This window comes from Longimicrobiales bacterium (assembly GCA_028823235.1).
Lineage (GTDB): Bacteria > Gemmatimonadota > Gemmatimonadetes > Longimicrobiales > Gaopeijiaceae > UBA2589.
The window spans coordinates 81,289-105,809 of the sequence record JAPKBW010000001.1; the positions used below are offsets into that span (position 1 = coordinate 81,289).

Annotated in this window: 15 protein-coding genes and 1 pseudogene; 10 read left to right on the plus strand and 6 right to left on the minus strand. The window is 61.4% G+C overall.

The features are described 5' to 3' along the window. Positions 1 to 18: 18 nt before the first annotated feature. Entirely contained in the window at positions 19 to 3,168 is a 3,150-nt protein-coding gene (locus OSA81_00310) for a hypothetical protein (protein MDE0897433.1), read from the minus strand. A gap of 302 nt (positions 3,169 to 3,470) precedes the next feature. On the opposite strand from OSA81_00310, the gene OSA81_00315 reads away from it, so the two are divergent. Further along, positions 3,471 to 3,953, plus strand: a complete 483-nt coding sequence (locus OSA81_00315) for a hypothetical protein (GenBank protein ID MDE0897434.1) — start codon at positions 3,471 to 3,473, stop codon at positions 3,951 to 3,953. Between the two features lie 194 nt (positions 3,954 to 4,147). On the opposite strand, the gene OSA81_00320 is transcribed toward OSA81_00315, so the two are convergent. Continuing rightward, entirely contained in the window at positions 4,148 to 4,717 is a 570-nt protein-coding gene (locus OSA81_00320) for a hypothetical protein (GenBank protein MDE0897435.1), read from the minus strand. 408 nt (positions 4,718 to 5,125) lie between these two features. Continuing rightward, positions 5,126 to 8,197, minus strand: coding sequence for a hypothetical protein (locus OSA81_00325; protein MDE0897436.1), 3,072 nt, complete (start codon positions 8,195 to 8,197; stop codon positions 5,126 to 5,128). Positions 8,198 to 8,442: 245 nt separating this feature from the next. Here OSA81_00325 and OSA81_00330 point away from each other — a divergent pair, with 245 nt between their 5' ends. Together OSA81_00330 and OSA81_00335 are read left to right on the plus strand one after the other, a co-directional pair. Further along, positions 8,443 to 9,129, plus strand: a complete 687-nt coding sequence (locus tag OSA81_00330; protein ID MDE0897437.1) for a DUF305 domain-containing protein — start codon at positions 8,443 to 8,445, stop codon at positions 9,127 to 9,129. 59 nt (positions 9,130 to 9,188) lie between these two features. Then, complete coding sequence (locus tag OSA81_00335; protein MDE0897438.1) at positions 9,189 to 10,997, plus strand: hypothetical protein; 1,809 nt, start codon at positions 9,189 to 9,191, stop codon at positions 10,995 to 10,997. Positions 10,998 to 11,189: 192 nt separating this feature from the next. Here the strand turns inward: OSA81_00335 and OSA81_00340 are convergent, their stop codons facing one another. Beyond that, positions 11,190 to 12,527: an amidohydrolase family protein gene (locus OSA81_00340; GenBank protein MDE0897439.1), complete on the minus strand. Its 1,338-nt coding sequence runs from the start codon at positions 12,525 to 12,527 to the stop codon at positions 11,190 to 11,192. A 158-nt stretch (positions 12,528 to 12,685) separates the two neighbouring features. Here OSA81_00340 and OSA81_00345 point away from each other — a divergent pair, with 158 nt between their 5' ends. The 4 genes and pseudogenes from OSA81_00345 to OSA81_00360 all read left to right on the plus strand — a co-directional run bounded on the left by OSA81_00345 (position 12,686) and on the right by OSA81_00360 (position 18,436). Next, entirely contained in the window at positions 12,686 to 14,803 is a 2,118-nt protein-coding gene (locus tag OSA81_00345) for a prolyl oligopeptidase family serine peptidase (GenBank protein ID MDE0897440.1), read from the plus strand. 454 nt (positions 14,804 to 15,257) lie between these two features. Beyond that, positions 15,258 to 16,274, plus strand: a complete 1,017-nt coding sequence (locus tag OSA81_00350) for a hypothetical protein (protein MDE0897441.1) — start codon at positions 15,258 to 15,260, stop codon at positions 16,272 to 16,274. Between the two features lie 588 nt (positions 16,275 to 16,862). Next, entirely contained in the window at positions 16,863 to 17,828 is a 966-nt protein-coding gene (locus OSA81_00355) for a VOC family protein (protein ID MDE0897442.1), read from the plus strand. Positions 17,829 to 17,947: 119 nt separating this feature from the next. Next, positions 17,948 to 18,436, plus strand: a pseudogene (locus OSA81_00360) (NAD(P)H-dependent oxidoreductase). On the opposite strand, the gene OSA81_00365 reads toward OSA81_00360, so the two are convergent. After that, positions 18,433 to 19,632 carry an aminotransferase class I/II-fold pyridoxal phosphate-dependent enzyme gene (locus tag OSA81_00365; GenBank protein MDE0897443.1) on the minus strand — a complete coding sequence of 400 codons (1,200 nt, stop codon included), beginning with the start codon at positions 19,630 to 19,632 and terminating at the stop codon, positions 18,433 to 18,435. The pseudogene OSA81_00360 and the gene OSA81_00365 overlap by 4 nt on opposite strands. Positions 19,633 to 19,726: 94 nt before the next feature. Between OSA81_00365 and OSA81_00370 the strand changes: the two genes are divergently transcribed. Further along, complete coding sequence (locus OSA81_00370) at positions 19,727 to 20,197, plus strand: Lrp/AsnC family transcriptional regulator (protein ID MDE0897444.1); 471 nt, start codon at positions 19,727 to 19,729, stop codon at positions 20,195 to 20,197. 42 nt (positions 20,198 to 20,239) lie between these two features. Continuing rightward, positions 20,240 to 21,223, plus strand: a complete 984-nt coding sequence (rfaD, locus tag OSA81_00375) for an ADP-glyceromanno-heptose 6-epimerase (protein MDE0897445.1) — start codon at positions 20,240 to 20,242, stop codon at positions 21,221 to 21,223. A 123-nt stretch (positions 21,224 to 21,346) separates the two neighbouring features. On the opposite strand, the gene OSA81_00380 is transcribed toward rfaD, so the two are convergent. Next, positions 21,347 to 23,587 (minus strand): DUF5916 domain-containing protein, encoded by a 2,241-nt coding sequence (locus tag OSA81_00380; GenBank protein ID MDE0897446.1) that lies wholly within the window; start codon positions 23,585 to 23,587, stop codon positions 21,347 to 21,349. Between the two features lie 132 nt (positions 23,588 to 23,719). Between OSA81_00380 and OSA81_00385 the strand changes: the two genes are divergently transcribed. Beyond that, positions 23,720 to 24,508: a DUF481 domain-containing protein gene (locus OSA81_00385; protein MDE0897447.1), complete on the plus strand. Its 789-nt coding sequence runs from the start codon at positions 23,720 to 23,722 to the stop codon at positions 24,506 to 24,508. Positions 24,509 to 24,521: the final 13 nt, after the last annotated feature.

The window sequence follows — 24,521 nt, forward strand, 5'->3', positions numbered from 1 at the left end:
AGGCGGACCGAGTGAGATCTACGAGATCGGCCTCCTCGGTCTCGGCGGCGCAATGATCACCGAGAACCCAGCCTGACGCACCATTTCGTTGAAGTCGTCGAGGCGTGGGCCCATCAACTCCTCATTCGTGCCCTGATGCACCGTCCAGCGCGCACGCAGATCACCCAAAACATCGCGTGAGCCCATGCTCACTCCAGCTTCGGCACCATCCGCGTTCCCGTGTAGGAACACATACTGGAATTTGAGACGCGTCGGGAAGTTGATGACGGTCTGTCCGTCGACCGTGCGGCGCTGGTAGAGCGAGTCCGCGACGGTCTCCATTTCACCTGCCAGCTCACCACCGGCGGCGACGACCTCGGTCCCCGCTTCGTCATCCCCAATCTTTTCGACAAGCGACTCGATCTGGTCGCGCACATCGTTGTTGCGGGCCACACCACGGTGGATCGCAGTGAGTTCAGCAGCCACCTCGGCTACGAAAGCGTCCTGTGCGATGTAGTCAGACAACGTCGCCTCCACACGCGGGTCTATCCGGACCTCGAGTGGCTGGGTCATCGACCACTCGCCGACCGTCATCCGAACCAGGTAGTCACCCGGCACGACCCTCCGTCCAGCGAGGGATCCGAACACGTAGGCACCCGGAATATTCGGAATCGACTCATGCCGAAGATTCCACTGGATGCGGTTCGCTCGGCCCGACACACTCAGGGGGCTCGCACCCGGACTTAGCTCTTCGTCCGGCGTCGTACTCAGAGTCCGCACGACATCGCCCACTGCACTGAGGATCTCGATCGATACGGACTCACCCTCGGCAGGTTCAGCCCCCAGCATGAAGTCGATCATCGCGCCGCTCGGGCCATTCTGTCCCTCACCGCCGCCACCGAAGCCACCACCGCCGGCCAGTCGATAGGTGTGGCGAGGTGCAAAGAGGTGGCTCTCCCCGTCCACTACGTCAGCCGTCTGCTGAAGCGGTGACAGGTCGTCGAGAATCCAGAAACCGCGGCCTGAGGTCGCGACCACGAGATCGTTCTCGCGCTCGTGCACAATCAGGTCGTTGATCGGAGTGTTCGGGAGATTCAGCTGTAGCGACTGCCAGTCCCCGCCATCGAACGAGACATACATACCAAGTTCGGTGCCGGCGTACAGGAGCCCCGGGCGGCGCGGGTCCTCGCGGACCACGTGGACCCATGCGTCTTCAGCGAAGCCCTCCGAGATCTCATCCCACGATGCACCGTAGTCCCGCGTCACGTATGCCGTCGGCGTGAAGTCGTTGAACTTATAGTTATTCACCGCCGCATACGCCGTCGCCGGGTCGTGAGGGGAAACCGCGATCTCGTTGATCATGACCTCACCCCAGTCGTCCGGAGTGACATCGGTCCAGGAAGCACCCGCGTCGCGGGTTACGTGCACGAGGCCGTCGTCGCTGCCGGTCCAGATGGTTCCTTCCTCGTGCGGCGACTCGGTGAAGGCGTAGATGGTCCCGTAGATCTCACCGCCAGCTCCCTCGTTCGTGATCGGCCCACCACCGTAACCCTGCTTTTCGTCGTCATCGCGGGTCAGGTCAGGGCTGATTTCGTCCCATGTCATCCCCCGGTCGCGCGAGCGGACGACGTGATTCGAAGCGTGGTAGATCGTGCTCGGATCGTGCTGCGACACGAAGATGGGCGCGCTCCAGTTGTACCGGTATTTCATCTCCCGGCCCTGAAGCGCTGCAGGCATCACCGGATACGCCGCGATATCCCTCGACGCTGATGTGCGATGGTCGAACTCCGAGATGATCCCCATGTAGCATCCGGCGTACACGAGACGAGGATCGTCGCGGTCGAACGCGGGGCGGGCGCTTTCACAGCCACCAACCTGGTACCAGTCCTTCCACGAGATGCCTCCCGCCCCACGGCTCGCGATCGCAACAGAGCTGTTGTCCTGCTGACCACCGTAGATGTAGTAGGGGAAGCGATTGTCCACGTTGACGCGGTAGAACTGTGCAGTCGGCTGATTCTGCTGAGTGGACCAGGAGCGCCCACCGTTGAACGACACGTTCGCGCCACCGTCATTGGCACCCACCATCACACGGTTGTCGTTGGGGCTGATCCACAGGTCGTGTGTATCGCCGTGAGGAACCGAGACGTTGGTGAAGGTCCGCCCTCCGTCGATCGACTTCATCATGGGGGCGTTCAGGACGTAGACCGTCTCCTCGTCGAGCGGGTCAGCGAACACCTCGATGTAGTACCACGCTCGTGCGCGGATCGTCCAGTTGTCCGTCATGAGCGACCAGGATTCTCCGGCATCGTCAGAGCGAAACAGCCCACCGCCCGGATCGGCTTCGACCATTGCGAAGAGCCGGTCTGGATTTGCGCGCGAGACATCGATGGACGTCTTGCCCATGAGATCCGGGAAGCCGGAGTTGATTTCCTGCCAGGTATCTCCGCCGTCGAGTGATTTGTAGAAGCCACTCCCTTCCCCGCCACTAACCACCTGCCAGGGAAGCCGGCGGTGGTCCCAGAAGGATGCGTAGAGAATGCGCGGATTGGTCATGTCCATGGCCAGATCTGACGCCCCGGAATTCTGATCGACGTAGAGAATGAGTTCCCAGTTCTCACCGCCGTCTTCAGAGCGGTAGATCCCTCTTTCCGGGTTGGGGCCATACGGCGCGCCCTGCGCGGCGACGTAGACCACGTCTGGATCGTTCGGGTGGACACGAATGCGAGAGATCGATCGAGTCATGTCGAGACCGAGATGGTGCCACGTTCGCCCGGCATCTGTCGACCGATAGACCCCATCACCGTGGGAGGTCATCACTCCCCGAATCGCGTGCTCCCCCATCCCGACATACACGACGTTCGGATCGGACTCGGAGACGGAGATCGCGCCCACCGACGATGTCTCCAGTTGGCCATCCGAGACGTTTGCCCAGGTGGTGCCGGCATCAGTGGTCTTCCACACGCCTCCCCCGACCGTGCCCATGTAGTACGTGAGCGGGTCACCCACGACGCCGGTCGAGGCGACAGACCGCCCACCCCTGAAGGGCCCGATGCTCCGCCACTGCATACCTGAGTAGAGCCCGGGGTCCACGGCTGCTTCCTGTGCGACCAGAGGTTGTACGACAGCACTCGCGGCGACGAGGACCAGAAATGCGCGAATTGCACCAGAGACACCGAATCGGCCAGACATCAGAACTCCATAAAAGAAGGGGCTGAGAAGATCCCTGTGCCCCTTGCTCGCGGGCAAGGGGGTGGGCTGCTAGAGGTCGATGAGGGGCGCCGGTCGCGTATTCACACCTCCAATGGCGAGACCGTTCCGGAAACCCTCCGGACCGCCATGAATGAGTACGCTGTGCACCGAACACTTCGGGCCCTGGCCCTCACCGCCCTGATCGCGGCCTCCGCCTGCTCCGAAGGCGGCCGGAGAACGTCCAGGAACTACCTCCCCCGCGAGGCGTACGTGACCTGCCCGCCCCTGCCTCGGGAGTCCGTATGCTTCGCACTCGACTCACTGCGCTCGCCGTCATCACCTTCGCCACCTCCCCGGCCGAGGTTCACGCGCAGTCCATCGATGACCCCGCACGCCTCGCAGGCATTGAGCGCGTTCAGCTACGCGCTGATGCCGCCTGGGACGAGATGATCACGCAGTCCGCGGGTGGTGCGACAGGATCTCAGTTCAAAGAAGCGCTTCGGATGACATTCAGCGACGCGATCACATCTGCGGACGCAGCCCCCAGCGTGGTCGCGGGAGCGCCCCTGACCGTGGTCTGCCACGTGGACACATTCTACGAAACTGGGCAGATCGTGTATTCCCTGCGCACCCAGCTCGAGCGCTCCGGCGACGACGGCCAGCCGGTCATTGTCTGGATCAAGAGTTGGGTCGGAAACTTCAGTGTGCAGCAGATGCACGTGATGTTCACGCTCGGGGACCAGTGCGCTGAGAGTTTCCTGGACGACTGGAAGAGCGTGAACTAATTGCGCGATGACGTCGTGGAGTAGGGTTTCGGCTACCTCCGTCGGGCGGAAATCACGCCCGGCGTAGTTGCAGGTCAGCTTCCCGGGCCGCCCTGGGTCACCCCGTCCTCTTCGGTCTCTCGCTGCGGCAGACCTACTCGCGGCCTTTGCCGTCCGGATCTCGGACAGGGACAGCTTCATTCCGTGAGGCCGCGCTAATCCGCCGGCGTCGCCGGAGTAAGCCCAATCTCGATGTTCTCGAACGTGCCGGCACCCTGACCACAAAAACTCGCGAGCCTCATCTGCTCAGTCTCGAAGCCTACGCGCACGACTGCGATGATGAGCGGATCGCAGTTCGGATCGCGCTGCCCCGGTGGTGGCCCTGACTCAAGCTCCCAAGAACCGGCAGCATCTGTAATGTCCGTATCCCGAACGGCCGTCGTCAAATCAAGCGGAGCCGTGTACCTCAGCGTCATCTGAGCGTCCTCCACAACTTGACCCGCTGTGTAACCGGCACCATCTACCGCAGCGATGACCGTTCCGCGGAAGAGAAGAATGTTCTCGGGCTCGGTCGAACCACACGCCGAGAGGGCGAGAGTCAAGACGAGGAGCCGGGCGTATCTGTTCACAAGGCTGACTTGATTTGGGATTGCGTGTGGAATTTCACTTCGTGGAACGATGATGATCCGACTTTGGATCGTCCAGATGTCCACATCTGTTAGGTCCTGCATCCGGATACGGGTCCTAGTACCCTGAGCGACCAGCGAGTTCACCGCCCGTGCCACCCAAGGGCTTTCTCGTGTCCCGGATTCCCTTGATTTCGAGGCCCGGGAACAGACAAACAATCCTCCCATGGCCCTTAAGGCGGCGGCAGAGTTTCTGTTCGAATCTCAATGCGCGGAGTGCCACACTACCGCCGAGAGTCGCCGTACCCCGACGCAGTCTCTCTCGGATCGAGGACAAGGCGACCTTTTGTCGCCGCGCTCCGAACCGAGGTCTTGAGATCAAAAGGCGGAGGCGCATATCACGAAGCCAGGCTTCTTAAATCGAACCCAGACTGCGCCTGCGTCGACATATGCGACGCAGTCTTAAAAGAACTCACGTCGCGGCGATGGGCTCTCGAGCCTGTACACGGCCGAGCCGCAACGCTTAGTGGTCACGAGCCGCCATTCTTCACGCGCTGTCACACTCTGTCACGCGGGCAACCTCGCGGCGAGTGCCGTCCAATCGGCCGACAGCTGAGTAAGTGCATCGGTGAGGAAGCCCCGCTGGGACGCCTGGTCCGCAGCCAGTGGTCCGACCCAGCCGTCCATAGATCTGTAGAGGCCGCCGATCCGGCTGCTCAGTTCTTGCATCTGCCGTGCCATGTCTCGCAGTTCTGTCTCGAGCCCGGCGTCGACGTTCAGAGCGTCGGTGTCAGCATCCAGCATGGCAGCCCATCTCCCCACCGCACGGGAGAGTGCCTGCGCTTCACCCATACGCTCCCACACGTCGAGTTGTGCGGCGGTCCACTCCGCTCGTTCCGAGGGGTCAAACTCAAGGCGAGGATCTTCGCGTACCTCAAAGGTCTGCTCCGAGGTCAATCCACCAGACGTGAGTCGCGCGGTATAACGACCGGGCACCACCCACGGGCCAGCGCCCCCACCTCGACCGACCCGACCGCCGCCGCCAGCGACGGCGTCGCCTCCGATGCGGGCATATCGCAGATCCCAGACGACACGGTTCATTCCGCGGGTCGCGCCGTGCTCCAACCCCGCGACCTGCTGCCCCGTCGAGTTCAGGATCAAAATGTCAGCCGACCCGTCGCCAGCAGTCCAGAAGTCGAGGATCGCCCCGTTCGGGGGGTTCTCACCTTCAAAGATCATATTCCCGGTGTGTGCCTTCTCAGCGCGATAGCGAATCTGCTCGGCCGGCTCGACACTGAAGAGGTGTGAGGCAGACACGGCCACCGAGGCATCCATTTCCTGAAGCGCGTTCACGTGATCGAGGATGTAGATCCCTCGCCCGTGCGTCGCGAGCACCAGGTCGTTGTCACGCGGATGAACGACGAGGTCGTTCACCGCGACGGTAGGAAAGCCACCTTTGATCTCGACCCAGTTCTGTCCGCGGTTCCACGACCAGAAAACACCCATCTCGGTGCCGAGATAGAGGACTTCAGGGTTACGCGCGTCTTCCCGCACGACGCGAACAACGCGCTCGGCCGGCAGATCTCCGATGATCGAGCGCCACGAATTTCCATCATCCTCAGAAACCCACAGGTAGTTCTCGTAATCGTCGTTCCGGTAGTTGTTCGCGGCCACGTACACCCGACCGGATACGGTCTTAGACGCGTGAACCTGATTGACCCACATGAGTTCAGGCACGCCCGGCATGGCATCAGTCGCGATACGCCAGGTCGTCCCGTCGTCGCGCGAAATCTGCACCATGCCGTCATCCGTGCCGGCATAGAGAGTCCCCGGAGAGAACTCGGACTCTGCGATGGCGGTCAGAGTCGGCCAGTACGGAATCCCATCATCTAGTGACAAGACGAAGGAGTCCGCCGCCTGGTCCATGATGACGAGCCCTCGTCGATCCGTGCCCGAGGTCAGGTCCCCGAGTGACGCCCAAGTGTCGCCGCGGTCAGTGCTCTTGAACAACTCATTGAGGCCCGCATAGAGCGTCTCGTTGTCGTGCGGACTGATGATGAACGGACCGTCCCAGTTGCCCGGAGGCATCGCGTTCCCGAACGCCTGATACGGGTCGTCGAGGTCGGGCCACGTCGTCCAGTTCCGTCGGGCTCCGATGAAGCCCTCGGGCTGATTAGGTCGAATATTACGACTCGCCCCGGTCTCCATGTCCCAGCGCGTGAGGCCGAGGTACTGGCTCTCAGAATAGAGGACTCGGTTGTCGGTGGTGTCGACGAGACTCAGGAAGCCGTCTCCCCCGCCCCAGCGGACCCAGTCTTCGTTGAGGATGCCCTCAGACCGATACGTCGCGTTCGGCCCACGCCAAGAACCGTTGTCTTGCAAGCCCCCGTAGACGTTGTAGGGGTGGGCCAGATCGACCGACACGCGGTAATACTGACTGAGCGGCAGCGCCGTGTGGTAGAGAAAGTGATCGCCGCGGTCATAGCTGATGCCGAGGCCGCCGTCGTCGAGCTTGATGACATGTCGCGAATCGTGCGGATTCACCCAGACGAGTCGGTCATCGCCATGGGTACGGTGTTCCCGCGGAACGGTGAACGTGACGCCGGCGTCGTCGGAGTAGCTATACGAGTTGAGCATGTAGATGCGCTGATCATCGTTCGGATCAACCATCGGCTGGCTGGCATACATAGGCCGTGGGTTCCAGTCACTCTGGAAGGTCCAGTTCTCGCCACGATCATCGGTGCGGTAGATACCAGCGAGACGCTGCTCGTAGGCGGTCGACGCGTTGAAGCGCTCGCCTTGCTCCAGACTGATGTAGACGATGCGCGGATCGGATCGGTAGATCGTGATACCGATCCTTCCGATGTCCCCGGTCGCAAGCCCATTATCGAGTCCCGAGTTGGTGAGCTTCGTCCAGTTCTCACCACCGTCCGTGCTCTTGTACAAACCACTTCCCGGCCCGCCGCCGTGGAAACCCCAGGGCCGCCTCTGACGCTGGTACATCGCCGCGTAGAGGATGTCGGGATTCGATGGATCCATCGCGACATCCACCGCTCCCGTCTGCGGATCAACGAAGAGCACCCGTTTCCACGTCTCGCCGCCGTCCGTGGTCTTGTAGAGACCGCGATCAGGGTTCGGACCCCACAGATGGCCCATGGAAGCGACATAGACGATATCGGAGTCATCTGGATGCATGACGATCCGGCCGACATGATGGCTCTCTTCAAGGCCCATGTTGGTCCAAGAGTCGCCACCATCGGTCGACTTGTAGACACCGTCGCCCCATGAGGACGACTGCCTGTTAGCCCGCTCCCCGGTTCCGACCCAGACGACGCTTGTGTCCGTCTGATGAACCGCGATGTCGCCAACGGAGTGAACCGCTTCGGTCTCAAACACCGGCGCGAAACGCACACCGTTGTCCGTTGTCTTCCAAACTCCGCCCGTCGCAGCCGCGATGTAGTAGACCTTCGTATCCATTTCTACGACAGCCATGTCGACCAGGCGGCCGCTCATATTCGCAGGTCCGATGGATCGAGGCTGAAGCGCATCGAGGTCGGCGCGCGACACCTGTCCGTGAACAGGTGTCGCCACGGCAAATGCGAGCGTCGAAAGGGCGAGGGTCTGAGTCAGAAAGCGCATGTACGGCTCCGGGGAAGATCAGGACGAGCACGAACGCTCACCCCCGACAATCGAACCAACTGGCCCCAACGGGTATCCAACCCGTTAAAACCGGGTCGAAAAGATGTCGCGAGGACCCGGGGGCGTCCAATGCCCCCGCTTCTTGCGGGAACCGCGCTCGACTGAAGCTTGTACAGATGGACCGCGCCTTCCTGCCCGAGCGGACGGCACCAGCCACTACACGAACCGAGATCACTTCGCTCCACATGAAGACGCTCAACCTCCGCGATACGGCCCTGATCGCCTCGATCGCCCTTGCTGGTGCCTGTGGTGGGTCAGCAACGACCGAGAGATCAACTACACCCCCGCCGAGCTCATCCTCAGGCGGTGGCCAAGGCCTGATCGTTCAGCCCGGAGCACCTGGACAGGCGGGGCGGTCGTTTTCGACCGACGAGCTCGCCGCCGTCGAGGGCGTGTCGTACGTCCAGGCAGATGTCGACTTCATGCAAGGCATGATTCCGCACCACGCTCAGGCCTTGGAAATGACTGCGCTGGTCCGCCAACACGCCTCGACCGGTGCCGTACGTACCATGGCGCTGCGGATGGAGATCTCGCAGCGAGATGAGATCGGCTTGATAGAGGGGTGGCTCCGCGAGCATGGCGAGGCCATCGAGATGCCGGGGATGGGCATGAGTGGCATGCACGTGATGCCAGGGATGCTCACGCCGGAGCAGATGACGGAGTTGGCGAATGCCAGAGGAGTCGAGTTCGATCGCCGCTTCCTGGAAGGGATGATTCAGCATCACTACGGGGCCATCGACATGGTCTTCAACCTGTTCAATACGTCGGGCGCCGCCCAGGAATCGACCATCTTCAAATTCGCTGAGGACATCGACGCGGATCAGCTCATGGAAATCGAGCGCATGCGGGGCGTTCTCGCGACGCTGCGCTAGTCATTGATAGAACCGAACACATCGTACGCCAAACCAATCCGTTCACGAGAGGTGAAGGAATGAAGTCCATCTGTCAGAGATTCACGGGGCCCTTCGGGCTCCTCGCCGCCACGGCCCTCGTGGCGAATGCTTTTGCGGTGCAGGACGTTGCCGCACAGCAGCAGGCGACGGTCGTGCCGAACGCCCCTGCCCTTGAGTGGGATCCGAACGATCCGCGGATCGGCCTAGGTGCCGGCTGGCTGGACGCTGAATCAGCGATCAGCGGCTTGGAGTTGCTCGCTGCGATTCCGCGGCCAGACGGCTTCTTCAACCCCACGACGCCCGCGGATGGTCGCTTCAACAACACGGACCTCGCCTTCAGTGGTGACCTGCTGGTTCAGGGCAACTACAACGGCTTCCAGCTCTTCAACATTTCGGAGCCGGCCAACCCGACGCTCGACCTGTCGGTCGTGTGCCCCGGTGGACAGGGTGATGTCTCGGCCTATGGCGACTTGATCGTCATGTCCGCTCAGGAGACCCGCGGTCGGCTGGACTGTGGTATCGAAGGGGTCACCGATTCGATCAGCGCCGAGCGCATGCGCGGCGTCCGGATCTTCGACGTTTCGGACATGAGCAACCCGACACAGGTCGCGGCGATTCAGTCGTGCCGTGGTTCGCACACGCACACCATCGTCACGGACCCGACGGACTCTGAGAACATCTACATCTACATCCAGGGCACGTCACGTGTGCGGCCCGGTGATGAGCTAGCCGGCTGTTCCGGTGGCGAGCCCGAAGAAGACGCGAACACCGCGCTCTTCCGCATCGAGGTCGTGAAAGTCCCACTCGCGAACCCGGCAGCCGCCGAGATCGTGAACATGCCACGCATCTTCGCGGACGATGACGGCAACATCGGTGGTCTCTGGCAGGGTGGAGATCACGGCGAAGGCACGCAGAGCAGCCGTCGCACGAACCAGTGCCATGACATCACGGCATTCCCGGATATCGGTCTCGCCGGTGGTGCGTGCTCGGGTAACGGGATCCTCCTCGACATCTCCGATCCGGAGAACCCGATGCGAATCGGTGAGGTCGCGGACCCGAACTTTGCGTACTGGCACTCCGCCACGTTCAATAATGACGGCAGCGTCGTCATATTTACAGATGAGTGGGGTGGTGGTTCCGCTCCGCGCTGCCGTGCGACGGACCCGGCCACATGGGGCGCCAACGCGATCTTCCGGATCAGTGAAGGCGGAGACATGGAGCTGGCCGGCTACTACAAGCTGCCAGTTCCGCAGACCGACACCGAGAACTGTGTCGCCCACAACGGGTCAATCATTCCGGTGCCTGGCCGAGACATCATGGCACAGGCGTGGTACCAGGGTGGCGTCTCACTCATGGACTTCACGGATCCCGAGAACGCCTTCGAGATCGCGTTCTTCGATCGCGGCCCACTCTCGATTGAGTCGCTCTTCACCGGCGGATACTGGTCCACGTACTGGTACAACGGTCGCCTCTACGGCGCCGAGATTTCCCGTGGTATCGACGTCTTCCGGCTGACCCCGAGTGAGCACCTTTCAGCAGCAGAGATCGCCGCCGCTGAGTCGATCATGATGGGTCAATTCAACGCGCAGTTGCAGCCGCAGGTCGAGTGGGCGCCTACCAAGGACGTCGCGCAGGCCTACCTGGATCAGATGGTCCGGGGCAATCGCATTCTCAACGATCGCGCACAGGAAATTCAGCGGACGGTGAACAGTGGATCGGCGGCGCAGCTCAACGCACTGGCTGCGAATCTCGAAGCCGATGCAGTTCAGATCGAATCAGGCACGCTTGGTGGAGACGCCGTGCGCATGTCGAAGCTCGCCGCCGTCCTTCGCGGGATGGCCATGTAGGACTCGTTCTTTCTTGGCCGACCCGTCTGAGAATCGCAGGTTAACAGAAGGGCCCGGCACCGTGAGGTGTCGGGCCCTTTCTTGATGAATCATCCTGAAGCCAGACTCAGGTGGCTTCGTCAACCTCCTGGAGGAGCCGCATGAGCATCTCGAATAGGATCGCGCTGAGCTTGATCCCCTTCAGCGCCCTGATCACCTGCGATTCACGGGCAGGTCGAGGGCTCCTCGGTCGACCACAACGCCGGCCTTGATGACGATCGCGATATCCTGCGCGTTGCTGATGTCAGCAAGCGGATCGCTGTTCAGTAGGACCAGGTCCGCGAGCTTCCCTTCTTCAATTGATCCGAGCTCCCGCTCCTTACCCAGAAACGCCGCCGCGTTGAGCGTTCCGATCCGGATCGCTTCGACAGCCGGGATCCCACCCTCGACCATCAGCTCCAGCTCACGGTGAGATGCCGGACCCGTGGACTGATCCGAACCGAGGACGAGCGAGCCGCCCGCATCCACGATCAATCTCAGGTTCTCCTGAGCGACGGGGGTCATGACCTTCATCCAGGTCGTCCACGTACGCGCCGCGTACTCGTCACGAACGGTCGTACGCAGCCGCTCGATCGTCTCGGGCTCATAGACATCCTGATAGATGGGCCTGTCCAGAAATTCAGAGTGCTCCACAAGACGACTGTATCCCTCACCGATCGTGAGTGTCGAAACCATCGGGGTACCAGTGGATGCCATCAGGGCGACGAACTCCTCACTGACCGGTCCCTGGATTATCGGGTGGGCCAGGGTGTTGATGCCCGCCTCGATCGCCTGGCGCGCGCGGAATTCGTGTGAAATGTGTACCGTCGTGCGGACACCGCGGGCGTTCAGATACGTTCCGATACGCTCCATGAGCTCCGGATCGAGCAGCGGAATGAGCGGCCGGGTCCCCCAACCGTGCTCATCAAACGTCAGCTTCACCATGTCGGGATCGCGCGCCAGATGAGCGTCGAGCGCCGGAATTGCCTCAGGCCAGCTATCGACTAGCGTCGCACCGCGGCCACCCCCATGCCCTCCCGGCGCCGTGACCACACCACCGCCCGCAAAAATGCGTGGAGCTTCGATGTCGCCTGACCGCTCACGCTCCCTCAGTCCGAAGATGTAGTCGGGAAGGTTCCCGGCGTCGTACACACTCGTAATCCCACTGTACAGGAATCCGTGAAGCGCCCGGATACCGGCCTGCTCGTTCATGCCGCCCTGGCCCCGAGCCCCGGTGAGATGGATGTGCATGTCCATCAGACCTGGAATCAGATACTTGCCCCGACCGTCGATCCGCTGCGTACCCGACGGCGCGTCGATCTCCGTCCTAGACACACGGACGATCCGACCTGCCTGCACCAGCACGTGCCGATTCTCCATGGCAGGCCGACCCGTGCCGTCGATGACGGTCACGTTCTCAACGAGTAGATCGTTCGACTGGGCCGTCGCATTCGGCGGGAAGGCGATGACGATGACGAAAACCGCAACGACCAGGGTGTTGATGTTCTTCATAGCTGCGCCCTCCGGCGGCGCGAGCCTGCGATGTACCGAACAGTCTTCACCCCCGGGCGCGGTTTGTCATGCAGTTGGCACTCTCGACGGGGTGGCGTAGTCTGAGCCGGCGCCCGAACCGGGCTGCGGTCGACGGCTCTCAGGTCAGGCACACGAACATGAAGAAACTTCTACGACCAGCCCTCACCCACGTGGCGATGCTCGTCGCAGCTTCCGGGGTCGTGACCCCGGCCTGCGCCCAGGCCCGGCCGTTCACTGCGGAAGACATGCTGGATGTGGTTCAGATCAGTGGCCTTGTCGCCCTGGGGCTCAATGGAGATCGACTCGCCTTCATCCTCCCGGACCTCTCGGACGACTGGAACGTCGCAGAGCGGGTGCAGGTCGGTGCGGTCCACATCATGGACGTGTCCGGCTCGGGAGAACGCCCCCAGCCAGTGGCTGGAGCAGGTAGTCGGAATTCGTATCCGGTGTTCTCTCCAGACGGTAGCCAACTCGCATTCTTCATAGACTCCGCCGAAGGTGGGCGCCTCGCGATCCTCGAGATCGCCTCAGGCCAGGTCAAGGAGGCCGGCACACCTTTCTCTGGCAAAGCCACACGCGCCCCTCAGTGGGCGACGGGCGACAGAGTGGTCTACGCCCGACCCGACATCCCTGCCCCCACGCCGGAACAGCAGCGGATCGAGGTGCTTACAATTTCCGACCCACTTCCCGGCGATGCGTACTTCCAGCGGGACTCGCGAGCGGGTCTTCGCATGGCGGACCTCAGGACCGGCACCGAGCGCGCACTCGTGCCCGATGGCAGTCGGCTAGGTTCGTTTGGCGTGTCGCCGAGTGGCCAGTACCTGCTCGGCAACGTCGGTGGGCAACAACGAGCCCAACTCTGGGACCTGTCTACTGAAACCGACCCTCGGGGCGTGGGAGCCGGCGCGGATCGACCGGCGTGGCTGGTGGACGGCCGACTGCTCGTACGTGCCCCCGGACGCTTGGTGGCGATCGATCCGGGTCGAGCGAGCGGACCACCCACGCATGTCGTGGACCTCAGTCTCCCGATCGCAGGCCTCACCGAATCCCCCGACGGCCAGCACTTCGCAGGCCTTGTTGCCGATCCCTCGCTGACCGACCCGGAAGTCGAAGCGCCCCGGCCGAACATGTACACGGTCGCTCGACCCTTCCTCGACGCGGTGCTGTTGTCCGTGCCGAGCGGGGCGATCACGAACCTGACCGAGGACATTTCGGACCAGATCAGGTCGCTCACCTGGGCTCCGGAGGGTGATGCGATCTACTTCATCGGTACGGACAACGCGACGTACGACGAGACGTTGTACCGGTACGATGTTCAATCGGGCGAACGTACCGTGCTCAGCACCGGGAAGGAGGCGATCGATCGGATCATCCCCACGGTTGATGGCCTCCTCGCGTCGATCCAGTCAGCCACGACGCCACCCGACCTCTGGTCGATCGACGGAACCGACGGGGCGCGCACGCGGGTGACTGATCTCAACCCACAGCTGTCCGACATCGATTTCAGCGAGCCTTCGCTCTTCCATTTCGAGAGCGAGGAGGGTGACCGCCTCGGCGCACTCCTCTACCGGGCCACCGGCGACGTCCCACCGGACGGCGAGCCGGTAATTACGTACGTCTACGAAAAGCTGACGCCCGGCATCCACCGATTCCAGCCGCGCCAACAAATCTTTGCGACGCATGGATATGCCGTACTTATGCCGAACGTCATGATCCGTGTGGGGCAGCCCGGCACATCGTATGTGAGCTCCGTCGTGCCCGCGATTGCAGCCGTCCGTGACATGGGTTTCACGAACGGAAAGTCGTGCATGTGGGGAGGCAGCTTCGGTGCCTACGCCACGTCCTTTGTCATCACCCAGACACATACCTTCGATTGTGCCGTCTCCCGTGCTACCCCACCTGAGCTCTTCCGGAACTGGGCAAGCGGGCGAGATCGGGACTCGCGAAACATCGAAAACGGTCAGGCCCGCCTCGGTGGCAGTCCGTTCGAGGTGCAAGATCGCTACATCTCTCAGTCAGCGTTCTTCCATCTCGACAAGGTCGAGACACCGGTCCTCATCACACATGGCGTGAAGGACTTCACAATCCTTTATGAAGAGGGCGCGATGATGTTCTATGCGCTACGCCAGCTCGGGAAGGAAGCCACGCTCGTCACATACCGTGAGGGTGATCACAGCCTCTACCGACACTCGCGCGCCGACGCGCTCGACGTGCACCAACGCATGCTCGACTGGTTCGCGTTGTATATGCGATAGTTCTGGTGTAGACCTGTAAGTTATCTGTTTACAATCACTTATGGCTTTATTTTTCTGATACGTAGATCGATTCTAATCAGAATACCATTCTAACGACCGTAAAGTTCTGCTTTATGCCGACGCGAACACGGAGGCGACAACACGTCTCATGTGGGCCACAGCATCGAACCGCCTCGACGCCACCTGAGTGCTCTTGGAGGCGGGTGCAACCCGAACTTAGATTCTCATGTTCCCCTAAACACAGTTCGCCTCATGGGCCCCCACAAGTACTGCGAGCAGATCGCTAGGGCTCTTTTTCATAAATAACCCAAACCAAAAGATGTACCGCCCTATGATCTCTCGAAACCGTATCCTGACTCTTGCGGCCCTATCTGCCGCATTCGGGCCAGCAACCCTTACAGCACAGGATCAATGGCTTAGCGAAACCAGCTGCTCGGAGGTAGCCCACGCCATAGTGAACGAAGGGATCACGGCCTGGGGCAGCGTTGAGCATGGCCGAGCGAAAGGCATGTATCAGGCAGCACTCGTCGTAGACCCTGACTGCACAGCCGCAAAGATCGCGCTAGCTGACATGGCGAACGGCGCAGAATGGGGAACGCGATCCGCCCAGATGGAAGCACTGGCCAATGTCACCGGTACCCCGGCAGAAATGGCTTGGCTTGATGTGATGAAGTCCTCGGACGGGCCGAGCACGTCATACGAAAAGGCCCAGGAATCTCCCGATGATGCCCTATTTCATTACTGGGGATCATGGAGTGAAGAATCAGGACCAGTCATAAATGCCCTCGCAGCCTTTGCGGAGCGCTTTCCCTCTCTTGCAGGGGGAGCGTTCAACACACTGGCATATGCCTACGCTCAGGGCGACGGCGTGGACGTTGATGAGGTCAAATCCAGAGAATTCCTCCGTTCTTATTTGAGGCTATACAACGAAGCGAATGCACACGACTCCTTCGCTGAAATCTCAGCCATCTTCGGCGATTACGAAGGCGCTCTCCGACACCAACGCCACGCCGTAGACCGCGGCGGCGTAACCGTATTCGGTGAGCGCACAGGGATGTACTCGCGTCTCGGTAATAAAGAGGAATACAGGCAAGCAGTGGTAGCCGCCGTCGAGGTTCTCGCCAATCCCGACGCACCCGAAGAAGAAACCGCTGCAGTCCTGTCGGATCAGTCCGTCATGTGCTTATCGAGCATGGTACCTTGCTCGGTCATGACCGCTGCGGAATACATGGCCACCGCAAACGGCACAGAGTGGCTGTCGATGTCCGCAAATGACGTCGACATCATTTTCAACGACATGATGACCCTCGCAGTCGCGACCCATCACAACACAGCCCAGTACATGCTAGATGGCCAGACTGTGGATTATTCGGGTCGCGTATCTTCCGTCTGGGAGGTTACGAATCAGGAGGTCAGCTTGATAACTGCAAACTGGGCACCCATGGGTGGTGCGGGCCTCCCAGGCAGCTGACAGAGGATCAACACCCAGCCTGCTGCTCTGGCTGATTCCGGCGGAAATCACACGGGCCCACCTCCATGACGAAGGTGGGCCCACTTCGTGTCGTCGCCTCCGTTCGTATTCGACCGGAAGCCAAACTAGGGTTCATACCACATTGAGTTTACAGGCAGGAGAACGCTAGGGAACTAAAGGACTTTAGGCGGTGGGGTCTTGCGATAGTTCGAGCGTGAACTCGTAAACCATTTTTTCACAAACGATTATGACGTTATTTGCTTGGTCATCATATCGATATGATGCACTCTGACTAGAAAACCAGCTTAATTTCAGGGTTAATCGTCTTTGCCCCCCCTCCCACCAGCAGAGGGGGTGGGACTAGTCCCACTCAATTATGAAGAGGGCCCGATGATGTTCTATGCGCTACGCCAACTCGGGAAGGAAGCCACACTCGTCACATACCGTGAGGGTGGTCACAGCCTTTACCGGCACCTCGCGCGCCGATGCGCTCGACGTGCACCAACGCATGCTCGACTGGTTCGCGTTGTACATGAGATAGCAGATTCCACCACGTTCCCGTTCACGTGACTACCCTGGTACTACGCCATGCCAAGACTGACTCGCCACACCTCGATAGGTGTACTCCTCCTAGTTGCTCTTTCCGGATGTTCTACCTCCGAGCAGGACGACCCTGACATGAGCGGAGCCGCACCAACGAGCCTCCCGGACGCTCCTGCGATCGAGGCGACGAACGCGTTCTACTACTACGACGACATTGAGGCCGCGTGGGCGTTCTATCGCGACGTGCTCGGCTTCGAGACCGTGGCGGACTATGGCTTCGCCAAGATCATGCAGGTCGCACCGCAGTCCCTTCTGACCCTGGTGAACGCCGCCGATGGCATGCACACCGCCGACGAGCCGAAAAGCGTCACACTCGCCATAATGACAGAAGACGTGGAGGCTTGGTACGCCCACCTCAAGGCGAACGACGTGCCGATGCGCGGTGAGCTCACGATACAGGAGGGAAGCGCCCACGACGGTTTCGTCGCGATCGACCCGGAGGGGTACTTCCTCGAGTTCGAGTGGTTCAACGAGCATGAAGAGAATGTTCAACTCTCTCCACAGCTCGCCACGATTGAGCCGCTCCAGACGGACGCGCGCCCAGACGGACTCGGCATCACGGGAACGGTGCTCTGGCTCTACTTCGACGAGATGGCACCCGCTGAAGTGTTCTATGAGGAACTGCTCGACGTCGACATGATCGTCGACCAGGGATGGGCGAAGGTCTACCCGGTCTCGCGGACCGGTTACATCGGCCTTGTCGATGCGAGCCGCGGCCTGCACCAGGCCACACAGGACAAGGGCGTCACGATGTCGTTCCTGACCCAGGACGTCCGTACTTGGCTGGACCGTGTGCGTGCGTTGGGAATCGAGCTGCGCACGCCCGAAATCATGATGGAGTCTGATCTGGTCGAGACCTTCGTAGCGTACGACCCAACTCACTACTTCATGGAGTGGGATACTTTCCTCGACAAACCTGGAAATGAACGACTGATTGAGGCGATCCGCTGATGGACCAAGAACGCATGCACTTCGTGGGAATCGTCGGGACGGTGCGTCCGGGGAACTAAACGTCAAAAGCGCTGGCGTTGGTCGCGGACTAGGTCAACGCGACAGAGCATTGCTCCTTCGAGACGATCGACGCCGCAGACCTGAATCTCCCCTCCCCCGGGCAGCCCGCGACCGATGGTGCGGAGCGCCTGAAGGCCGCGGTCGCCGGTGCCACAGGTGTCGTTTTCGCGACGCCGGAATACCACGGCTGCTTCGCCAGTGTCACCAAGCTGGTCATCGAGAACCTGGACTTCCCTTCGGCTCTAGCTGGCAAGCCAGTGGGCTTGCTCGGTGTTGCGGCAGGCCGGATCGGAGCGATCAAGTCGCTTGAGAGTCTGCGCGGGGTGTTCCCCCATACCGGGGCGATCGTTCTACCGGGCCCCATCTCCGTAGCGGGTGTACACACGGTCTTCGACGCTGATGGGAAGTGCCTGGACGCCGGTGCCGAGAAGGCGATTCGTTCCCTCGGGACCGCGATGACACACTGTGCGCAGCAGAATGTGTGTCCAAGGATGGCGCTTGAGGCGATGGTGCAGGCAGGCGCCCGCGTTTGCCGCGCCCCCGCTTAACGGGGCACGAGTTCAGATACACGGGTGACACCGCTGCATGCGGTCGCCTCCAGCGAGGATCGCAGGTCCTCCCAAAGGTCCTCCAGATGCTCTGCGCCGACGGAGATTCGAATGAGGTCCTCGGGGATTCCGAGGCGACCTCTCTCCTCTTCTCCCATTGCCTGATGGGTCAGCGACGCTGGCCGCTGAACGAGGGTGTCTACGGCACCAAGGCTGACTGCCGGCACCGCGATCCGAAGGTGGGTGATGAATTGGTCCGCCCGCTGGGCGCCTCCATCGAGGCGGATCGTGATCATGGTCCCAGGTCCCGCCATCTGCCGGTCCACTACCGCATGATCCCGGCCCGACAGGCCTGGATACCCGACCATGTTCACCTCAGCGTGAGCCTGCAGGCGGACGGCGAGCTGCCGGGCGGTCTCCTGCTGCGCACGAACACGAAGACCAAGCGTCTGGATGCCGCGGCAGAACAGGTGCGCAGCGATCGGATGAAGAATCGCTCCGGTGGCGATTCGAACCTGACGCAGTCTCATCGCAGTATCGGGGTTTCGCGTGGTGACCACTCCCCCCATCGCGTCTCCATGTCCGCCGATGAACTTGGTGGCGCTATGGATGGCGTACTCGGCCCCGTGCCGAAGCGGCTGTTGGAGAATCGGTGTGGCGAACGTCGAGTCCACGGCGACCGGCACACCCTGAGCATCATGCACGAGGCGTTCGATATCCGTGACCGTGAGCAATGGATTGGACGGCGTCTCCAAGAGAACCAGAGCGGTATCAGGCTTGAGCGCTTCGCGAACCTCTGCCGCCGCGGCCCACGTCACACGGGACCCCAGGAGACCGGAGGCCAGGAGGTGATATGTGCCGCCGTAGAGGGGGGGCAAAGCTACGATGTGAGAACCGCGGGACTGCGACTCCAGCACGAGCGCAGCAACCGCGGCCATGCCCGAAGCGAAACACACCGAGTCTGCCCCCCCTTCGAGGCCAGTCATGCGCTCCTCGAACTCGCGGCAGTTCGGATTGGCGAGCCTCCCGTAGATCGGATTCGCCGCTTCGGCAGCTCCCGCGGCGAATTCCTGCATGCTCGACATCGCCGCCACGGGGTCGGGCGTGCGGTAGGTAGTCGACAAGTCGATCGGGCGAACATGTGACAATCCATGTGCCCCGCCCTCTCCTACGATCAAACGCGTATCCGTGTGCATCTCGATCCCCCCTGGATGTGGTAGTCATAGACTATGGCAACCATGCACACGATGTTCACACTTCACGCATTTATTTCACCAATAACGGGCCACAATGGATCTACCTGACAAGGATCTTCAGATATTACGTGAATTGTCGCATAATGCGCGTATTACGAATAAGAATCTGGCCGAAAAGGTGGGACTATCGCAGTCCGGGTGCCTCGAGCGGGTACGACGGCTTGAGGAGAGAGGCGTACTCCTGGGCGCATACGCCGCGATCGCCCCGGAAGCGGTGGACGTGGGGGTCCAAGCCCTGATTGCGGTCCGCCTGAAGCGGCACACGCGAAGAGCGGTCGCCACGTTCCGCTCCTACACCCTGACTCTGCCAGAGGTGAGTGCAGTCTTCCACGTGACCGGAGACTACGATTTCTACGTTCATGTAGCAGCCCGTGACATGAACCACCTGCGCGACTTTGGTCTGGATTCGCTAACCACCCGGGCCGAGGTGGCGAGGATCCAAACCTCTTTGATGTTCGAAGCCGTGAGCCGACCGGGGTGGCCCGTTCTCCGAGCCCCTGCCTGACCTCCAGTGGGCCAGTAGCAAGCGTCTGTTATCTTTGCCGCCATGATTCTGGTTACTGGAGGCACCGGCTTCATCGGTTCGAACCTTGTCGGCGCACTCGCCGAGCGGGGAGCGCGCGTGTCCATCTGTGACACACTCGGAACGGGTGACAAGTGGCGGAACATCGCCCGACACGAGATCGATGAGATCGTGGATCCCTCGGCACTTGAGGAATTCCTCACTCGGCGCCGCGCGGACATCGACTTCATCTACCATATGGGCGCCATCTCGGCGACGACCGAGACCGATGTCGACCTCATCGCAGACAGCAACCTGCGCCTGTCGCAGACACTCTGGCGGTGGTGCTCCGAGCGACGTGTTCCCTTCATTTACGCGTCATCGGCGGCCACTTATGGGGACGGAGCACACGGATTCGCGGATGAGGACAGCGTCGAGGCCCTGGCCTCGCTCCGACCCCTCAACGCCTACGGCTGGAGCAAGCACGCGTTCGACCGGTGGGTCGCGCGCCAGATCGCGGCGGAAAAAGGAGTCCCACCGCACTGGGCCGGCCTCAAGTTCTTCAACGTCTACGGCCCGAACGAGCATCACAAAGGCGACATGATGAGCGTCGTCACCAAGTCGTACCCGGGCGCCGTCGCCGGGGACAACGTGACGCTCTTCCGCTCGCATCACCCCGACTACGAGAATGGCGGGCAGATGCGCGACTTCGTCTACGTCCGGGACTGCGTAGACCTGATGCTCTGGATGAGGGATTCGCCTCCCGCCACCGGCCTGTACAACGTCGGGAGTGGCCGGGCCCAGACGTGGCTCGCACTGATGAGCGCACTATACAACGCGGTCGATCAGCCGCTAGAGATCAAATGGGTCGACACGCCGATCGAGATCCGGGACCGCTACCAGTACTTCACCCAGGCGGACATGTCGAAACTCCGCGCCGCTGGCTACGACAAGGCCTTCATGAGCGTGGAGGAAGGAGTCGCCGATTACGTAGAGCGGTATCTCTCAGCAGAAAACAGATACGCCTAGGGCCGCATCGCCTCCACTGGGATCCGCGCGGAGGTCACGTCGCGCGCCAGCGCGATCGACGCAAGAACGCCAGCGATCGCAAGCGTGATGACGATAGAGCCGTACACGAACGAAGCCGCCGCCCTAGTTCACGAAGAGGTTGAACTGGCGTGTGTACTTGATGAACACCGACCGCCCCTGCGGCCCCATGAGCGAGTCGAATCCCTGAACGTCGTTGTAGACGATGAAGAGGCCCGTCCCCGCCGTGTTCAGCCAGCCGAAGCGAAGGTTGCTCGACCACTGGTCGACCTGATCGGAGTACTGAACGAGTCCCTGCATATAGATCCGCGGCGTGAAGAACCACCCGAGCTTAAAGCTCGTCAGGGTCGCTGCGAACTTGCCCTCGGGCAGCTCAACGTCGTTGTAGGAGAGCGCCCATGTCGCGCTCGACCTGTCGCCCAGGCGATACGTGAGGTCACCGCTGCTGGTCCGCTTATTACCGGAAAGGAATGACCCCCAGTTGAAGCGGGTGTTCAGTGAGAATGCTCGGCTCTGGTCTGTCATGTAGACGAGCGCACCTTCCCATCCTTGGTACATACCCTGCGGAACGGTGACACCCACTCCCGGGATGTCGAAGTCTTCATAGAGCCCCTCCGTGACGTAGTTCGCCCCGGTGTGCATCTCCATTCCCGACGGCCACGCCCAGTGACTGTCGACGTGCAAGCGCGAGGAGATCTCGAATCCAGGTGCCGCCACGGAGCTCGTATTTCGATAAGTGAAATACGACACGTGCGGCCGAAGCTCGCGCCAGATCTTCGACGGACGGTAGATGTATTGGGCAAAGGTCTGGTAGTACCGGTGCCCGCGACGGGGCACGAATCCGATCTCCGGGTTGAAGCTCTCCCCGATCTCCTGGACCGTGACATTCGCCCGCACGCTCCTCATGGCGAGCGTACCCGTGAGATCCCATGCGATGTCCGATTCGGTCAGGTCAGGCGTCTTGGTCTTGGCGAGATACGACGTGAGCGTCACTTGGTCACCGAGGCCGACCTGAGCGTCGATGGCGTATGTCTGATTCTCGTCACGATCGGTGTCACTGCGACGGTCCGTGAACAGCGCGCCGATTCTGGACCGGCTGGGCAGTTCCTTGGCGACCCGGGCAACAGAATAGGAATTCCGGCCACTGTTTTCGAGCACTCCGTCGGTCTGGATGTGCAGAAGGCCAACGTTCAGCCCCTGAGTGCGACCAGAGAGCCGTCCACCCGCCTTCATCGGGACAGGGGAGCCGTCATCGATACCGATCCTCCGGCTGAAGAACATGTCCGCGCCACCGCCGCCTACCGTGAAGAATCCGGCATTCTCTAAGAAGAATGGACGCTTCTCAGGAAAGAGCAGCGGGAATCGCGTCAGGTTTACCTGTGCGTCATCGACCTCGACCTGGGCGAAGTCCGTGTTCACAGTCAGGTCCAGTGTGAGGCCTTGGGTCACCTGGACCTTCGCCTCACCACCGATCTCGGCGTTCTCATCGAACTCGGTCTGGCCCGCCGCATAGTCCCGCTCTGTCGAGCCGAGCACGTAAGGAGTCACGGTTACTGCCCGCTTGAACGGCGGCACGAGCCCAGCGAGGTCCCCGGCGAAGTCGAGGCGGTAGAGGTTGAACTCCCGCGGTACGGCCGACCAGAAGACCTCTTCGTTCAGTCGACGAATTCGACGGGAAATGTTGAGGCCCCACTCTTCGACGTCGGAACCATAGCGAAGGGTGCTGAACGGGATCCTGAACTCAGCGTACCACCCGTCGCCGTCCACACCCGAGGCGACCTCCCAGCTACCATCCCAATTTTTATTGAATCCGCCGCCCGCACCGGCCTGAAAGCGCCGGCTGCTGTTCCCCCCACCCCCGAGAAAGAATCCGCCTCCAGCCCCCGCTGACGCGACTTGCCCGTCGTACTCGATTCCGGCAGGCGTCGTCCCGAAGACGAACCCATTCTGGTCGTCGTTATAGGTGTCCAGCACCATGATGACCGCGTCCGCATCGGTCACCTCGTAGTCGCGAATCGCCTCGCCCGGCACGATCTCGCCGGCCCGAGAGTCCCAAGCCCAGATGCCGATATAGATCGCGTCCTCGTCATAGAGCACACGGACTTCCGTGCGCTCCGATGCCGGCTGACCATCCATGGGCTCCCTCTGGATGAAGTCGGTCAGGACAGGTGCCGACTGCCAGGCTGCGTCGAGGAGAACGCCATCGATGACAGGCACTGAAGTCGCCCTGACCGCCGTCGCTGTCTGCGGGCTCTGCTGCCCCATGACCACGGTCGGAACGAGTGCCAGCAACGGCATGAGCAGCACAACGTGGAACTGACACTTTGCAAGCGAGCGTGACGGCATACTGAGTCGGGTCTGGAGAGAACGGCGGGTGCGCGGAGGTAACAAAAACCTGACCCTCACCGTGGGAACAGCGTTGAGGTTACCATTCCGTCGGCCCCCTCGCATACCGATTCGTTGGAGACCCATCGCCCAGTGAACTTCTTACGCGGAATGCTTACCTCAGCGGCTCTATCGGTCTCGCTACTCTGCTCGTCTCACCTGCCCGTCATCGCTCAGGTCAACGTGGAGGCACTCCGTCGGGACGACTCGCCACTTGGCCGGTCGGGCTCCGTCGGCGGGGACCTGTCCATTCGGACAGGCAACGTGGACTTCGTGGCGGTCGACCTGCGAGCGCGGCTATACGACGTTCGCGAAACCGAGACCAGACTTCTGATCGCAAACGGGGGCGTCGGCTTCCTCGGTCAAAGTCGTTTCGCCTCCTCCGGATTGCTCCACTATCGGCATGCCTACACGGCGATACATGAGCGTTTCACTCCCGAGTGGTATGGGCAGCTCAACTATGATCGTCATCAGCGGCTCTCCTTCCGCGCAGTCAGTGGCTTGGGAGCCCGTACCGGCTTCGCCCAGGGCGAGTGGGGTCAGTTCGGCGCTGGGTCCACCGTTATGCTCGAATACGAAAAGCTCGACTTGCCCGACACTACGACGCACCCGGAACACACCCTCCGTGCCCGGTGGAGCAACTTTCTCACGCTCCGCGTGGTGCCAACCGAGACGCTGGTCATCACTTCCACGACGTATATTCAGCCGGCCCTCCGAGCCTTTGACGACTACCGTGCCCTTGAAAATCTCCGCATCACGGCATCGATCACTGAGACGCTCGCACTGACCGTCAGCTTTGACCTCCGCTACGACAGCAGGCCCCCCGACGACGTCTCCCCTCTCGATTCGAGGCTTCGGACCGGTGTGACCTACACCTACTAACGGCCACCCCGGA

Bases quoted from the DNA above. Each gene is read 5' to 3' on its own strand.
- OSA81_00310 (MDE0897433.1), bottom strand. From the start codon at position 3,168: ATGTCTGGCCGATTCGGTGTCTCTGGTGCAATTCGCGCATTTCTGGTC.
- OSA81_00315 (MDE0897434.1), top strand. From the start codon at position 3,471: ATGCTTCGCACTCGACTCACTGCGCTCGCCGTCATCACCTTCGCCACC.
- OSA81_00325 (MDE0897436.1), bottom strand. From the start codon at position 8,197: ATGCGCTTTCTGACTCAGACCCTCGCCCTTTCGACGCTCGCATTTGCC.
- OSA81_00330 (MDE0897437.1), top strand. From the start codon at position 8,443: ATGAAGACGCTCAACCTCCGCGATACGGCCCTGATCGCCTCGATCGCC.
- OSA81_00335 (MDE0897438.1), top strand. From the start codon at position 9,189: ATGAAGTCCATCTGTCAGAGATTCACGGGGCCCTTCGGGCTCCTCGCC.
- OSA81_00340 (MDE0897439.1), bottom strand. From the start codon at position 12,527: ATGAAGAACATCAACACCCTGGTCGTTGCGGTTTTCGTCATCGTCATC.
- OSA81_00345 (MDE0897440.1), top strand. From the start codon at position 12,686: ATGAAGAAACTTCTACGACCAGCCCTCACCCACGTGGCGATGCTCGTC.
- OSA81_00355 (MDE0897442.1), top strand. From the start codon at position 16,863: ATGCCAAGACTGACTCGCCACACCTCGATAGGTGTACTCCTCCTAGTT.
- OSA81_00365 (MDE0897443.1), bottom strand. From the start codon at position 19,632: ATGCACACGGATACGCGTTTGATCGTAGGAGAGGGCGGGGCACATGGA.
- OSA81_00370 (MDE0897444.1), top strand. From the start codon at position 19,727: ATGGATCTACCTGACAAGGATCTTCAGATATTACGTGAATTGTCGCAT.
- rfaD (MDE0897445.1), top strand. From the start codon at position 20,240: ATGATTCTGGTTACTGGAGGCACCGGCTTCATCGGTTCGAACCTTGTC.
- OSA81_00380 (MDE0897446.1), bottom strand. From the start codon at position 23,587: ATGCCGTCACGCTCGCTTGCAAAGTGTCAGTTCCACGTTGTGCTGCTC.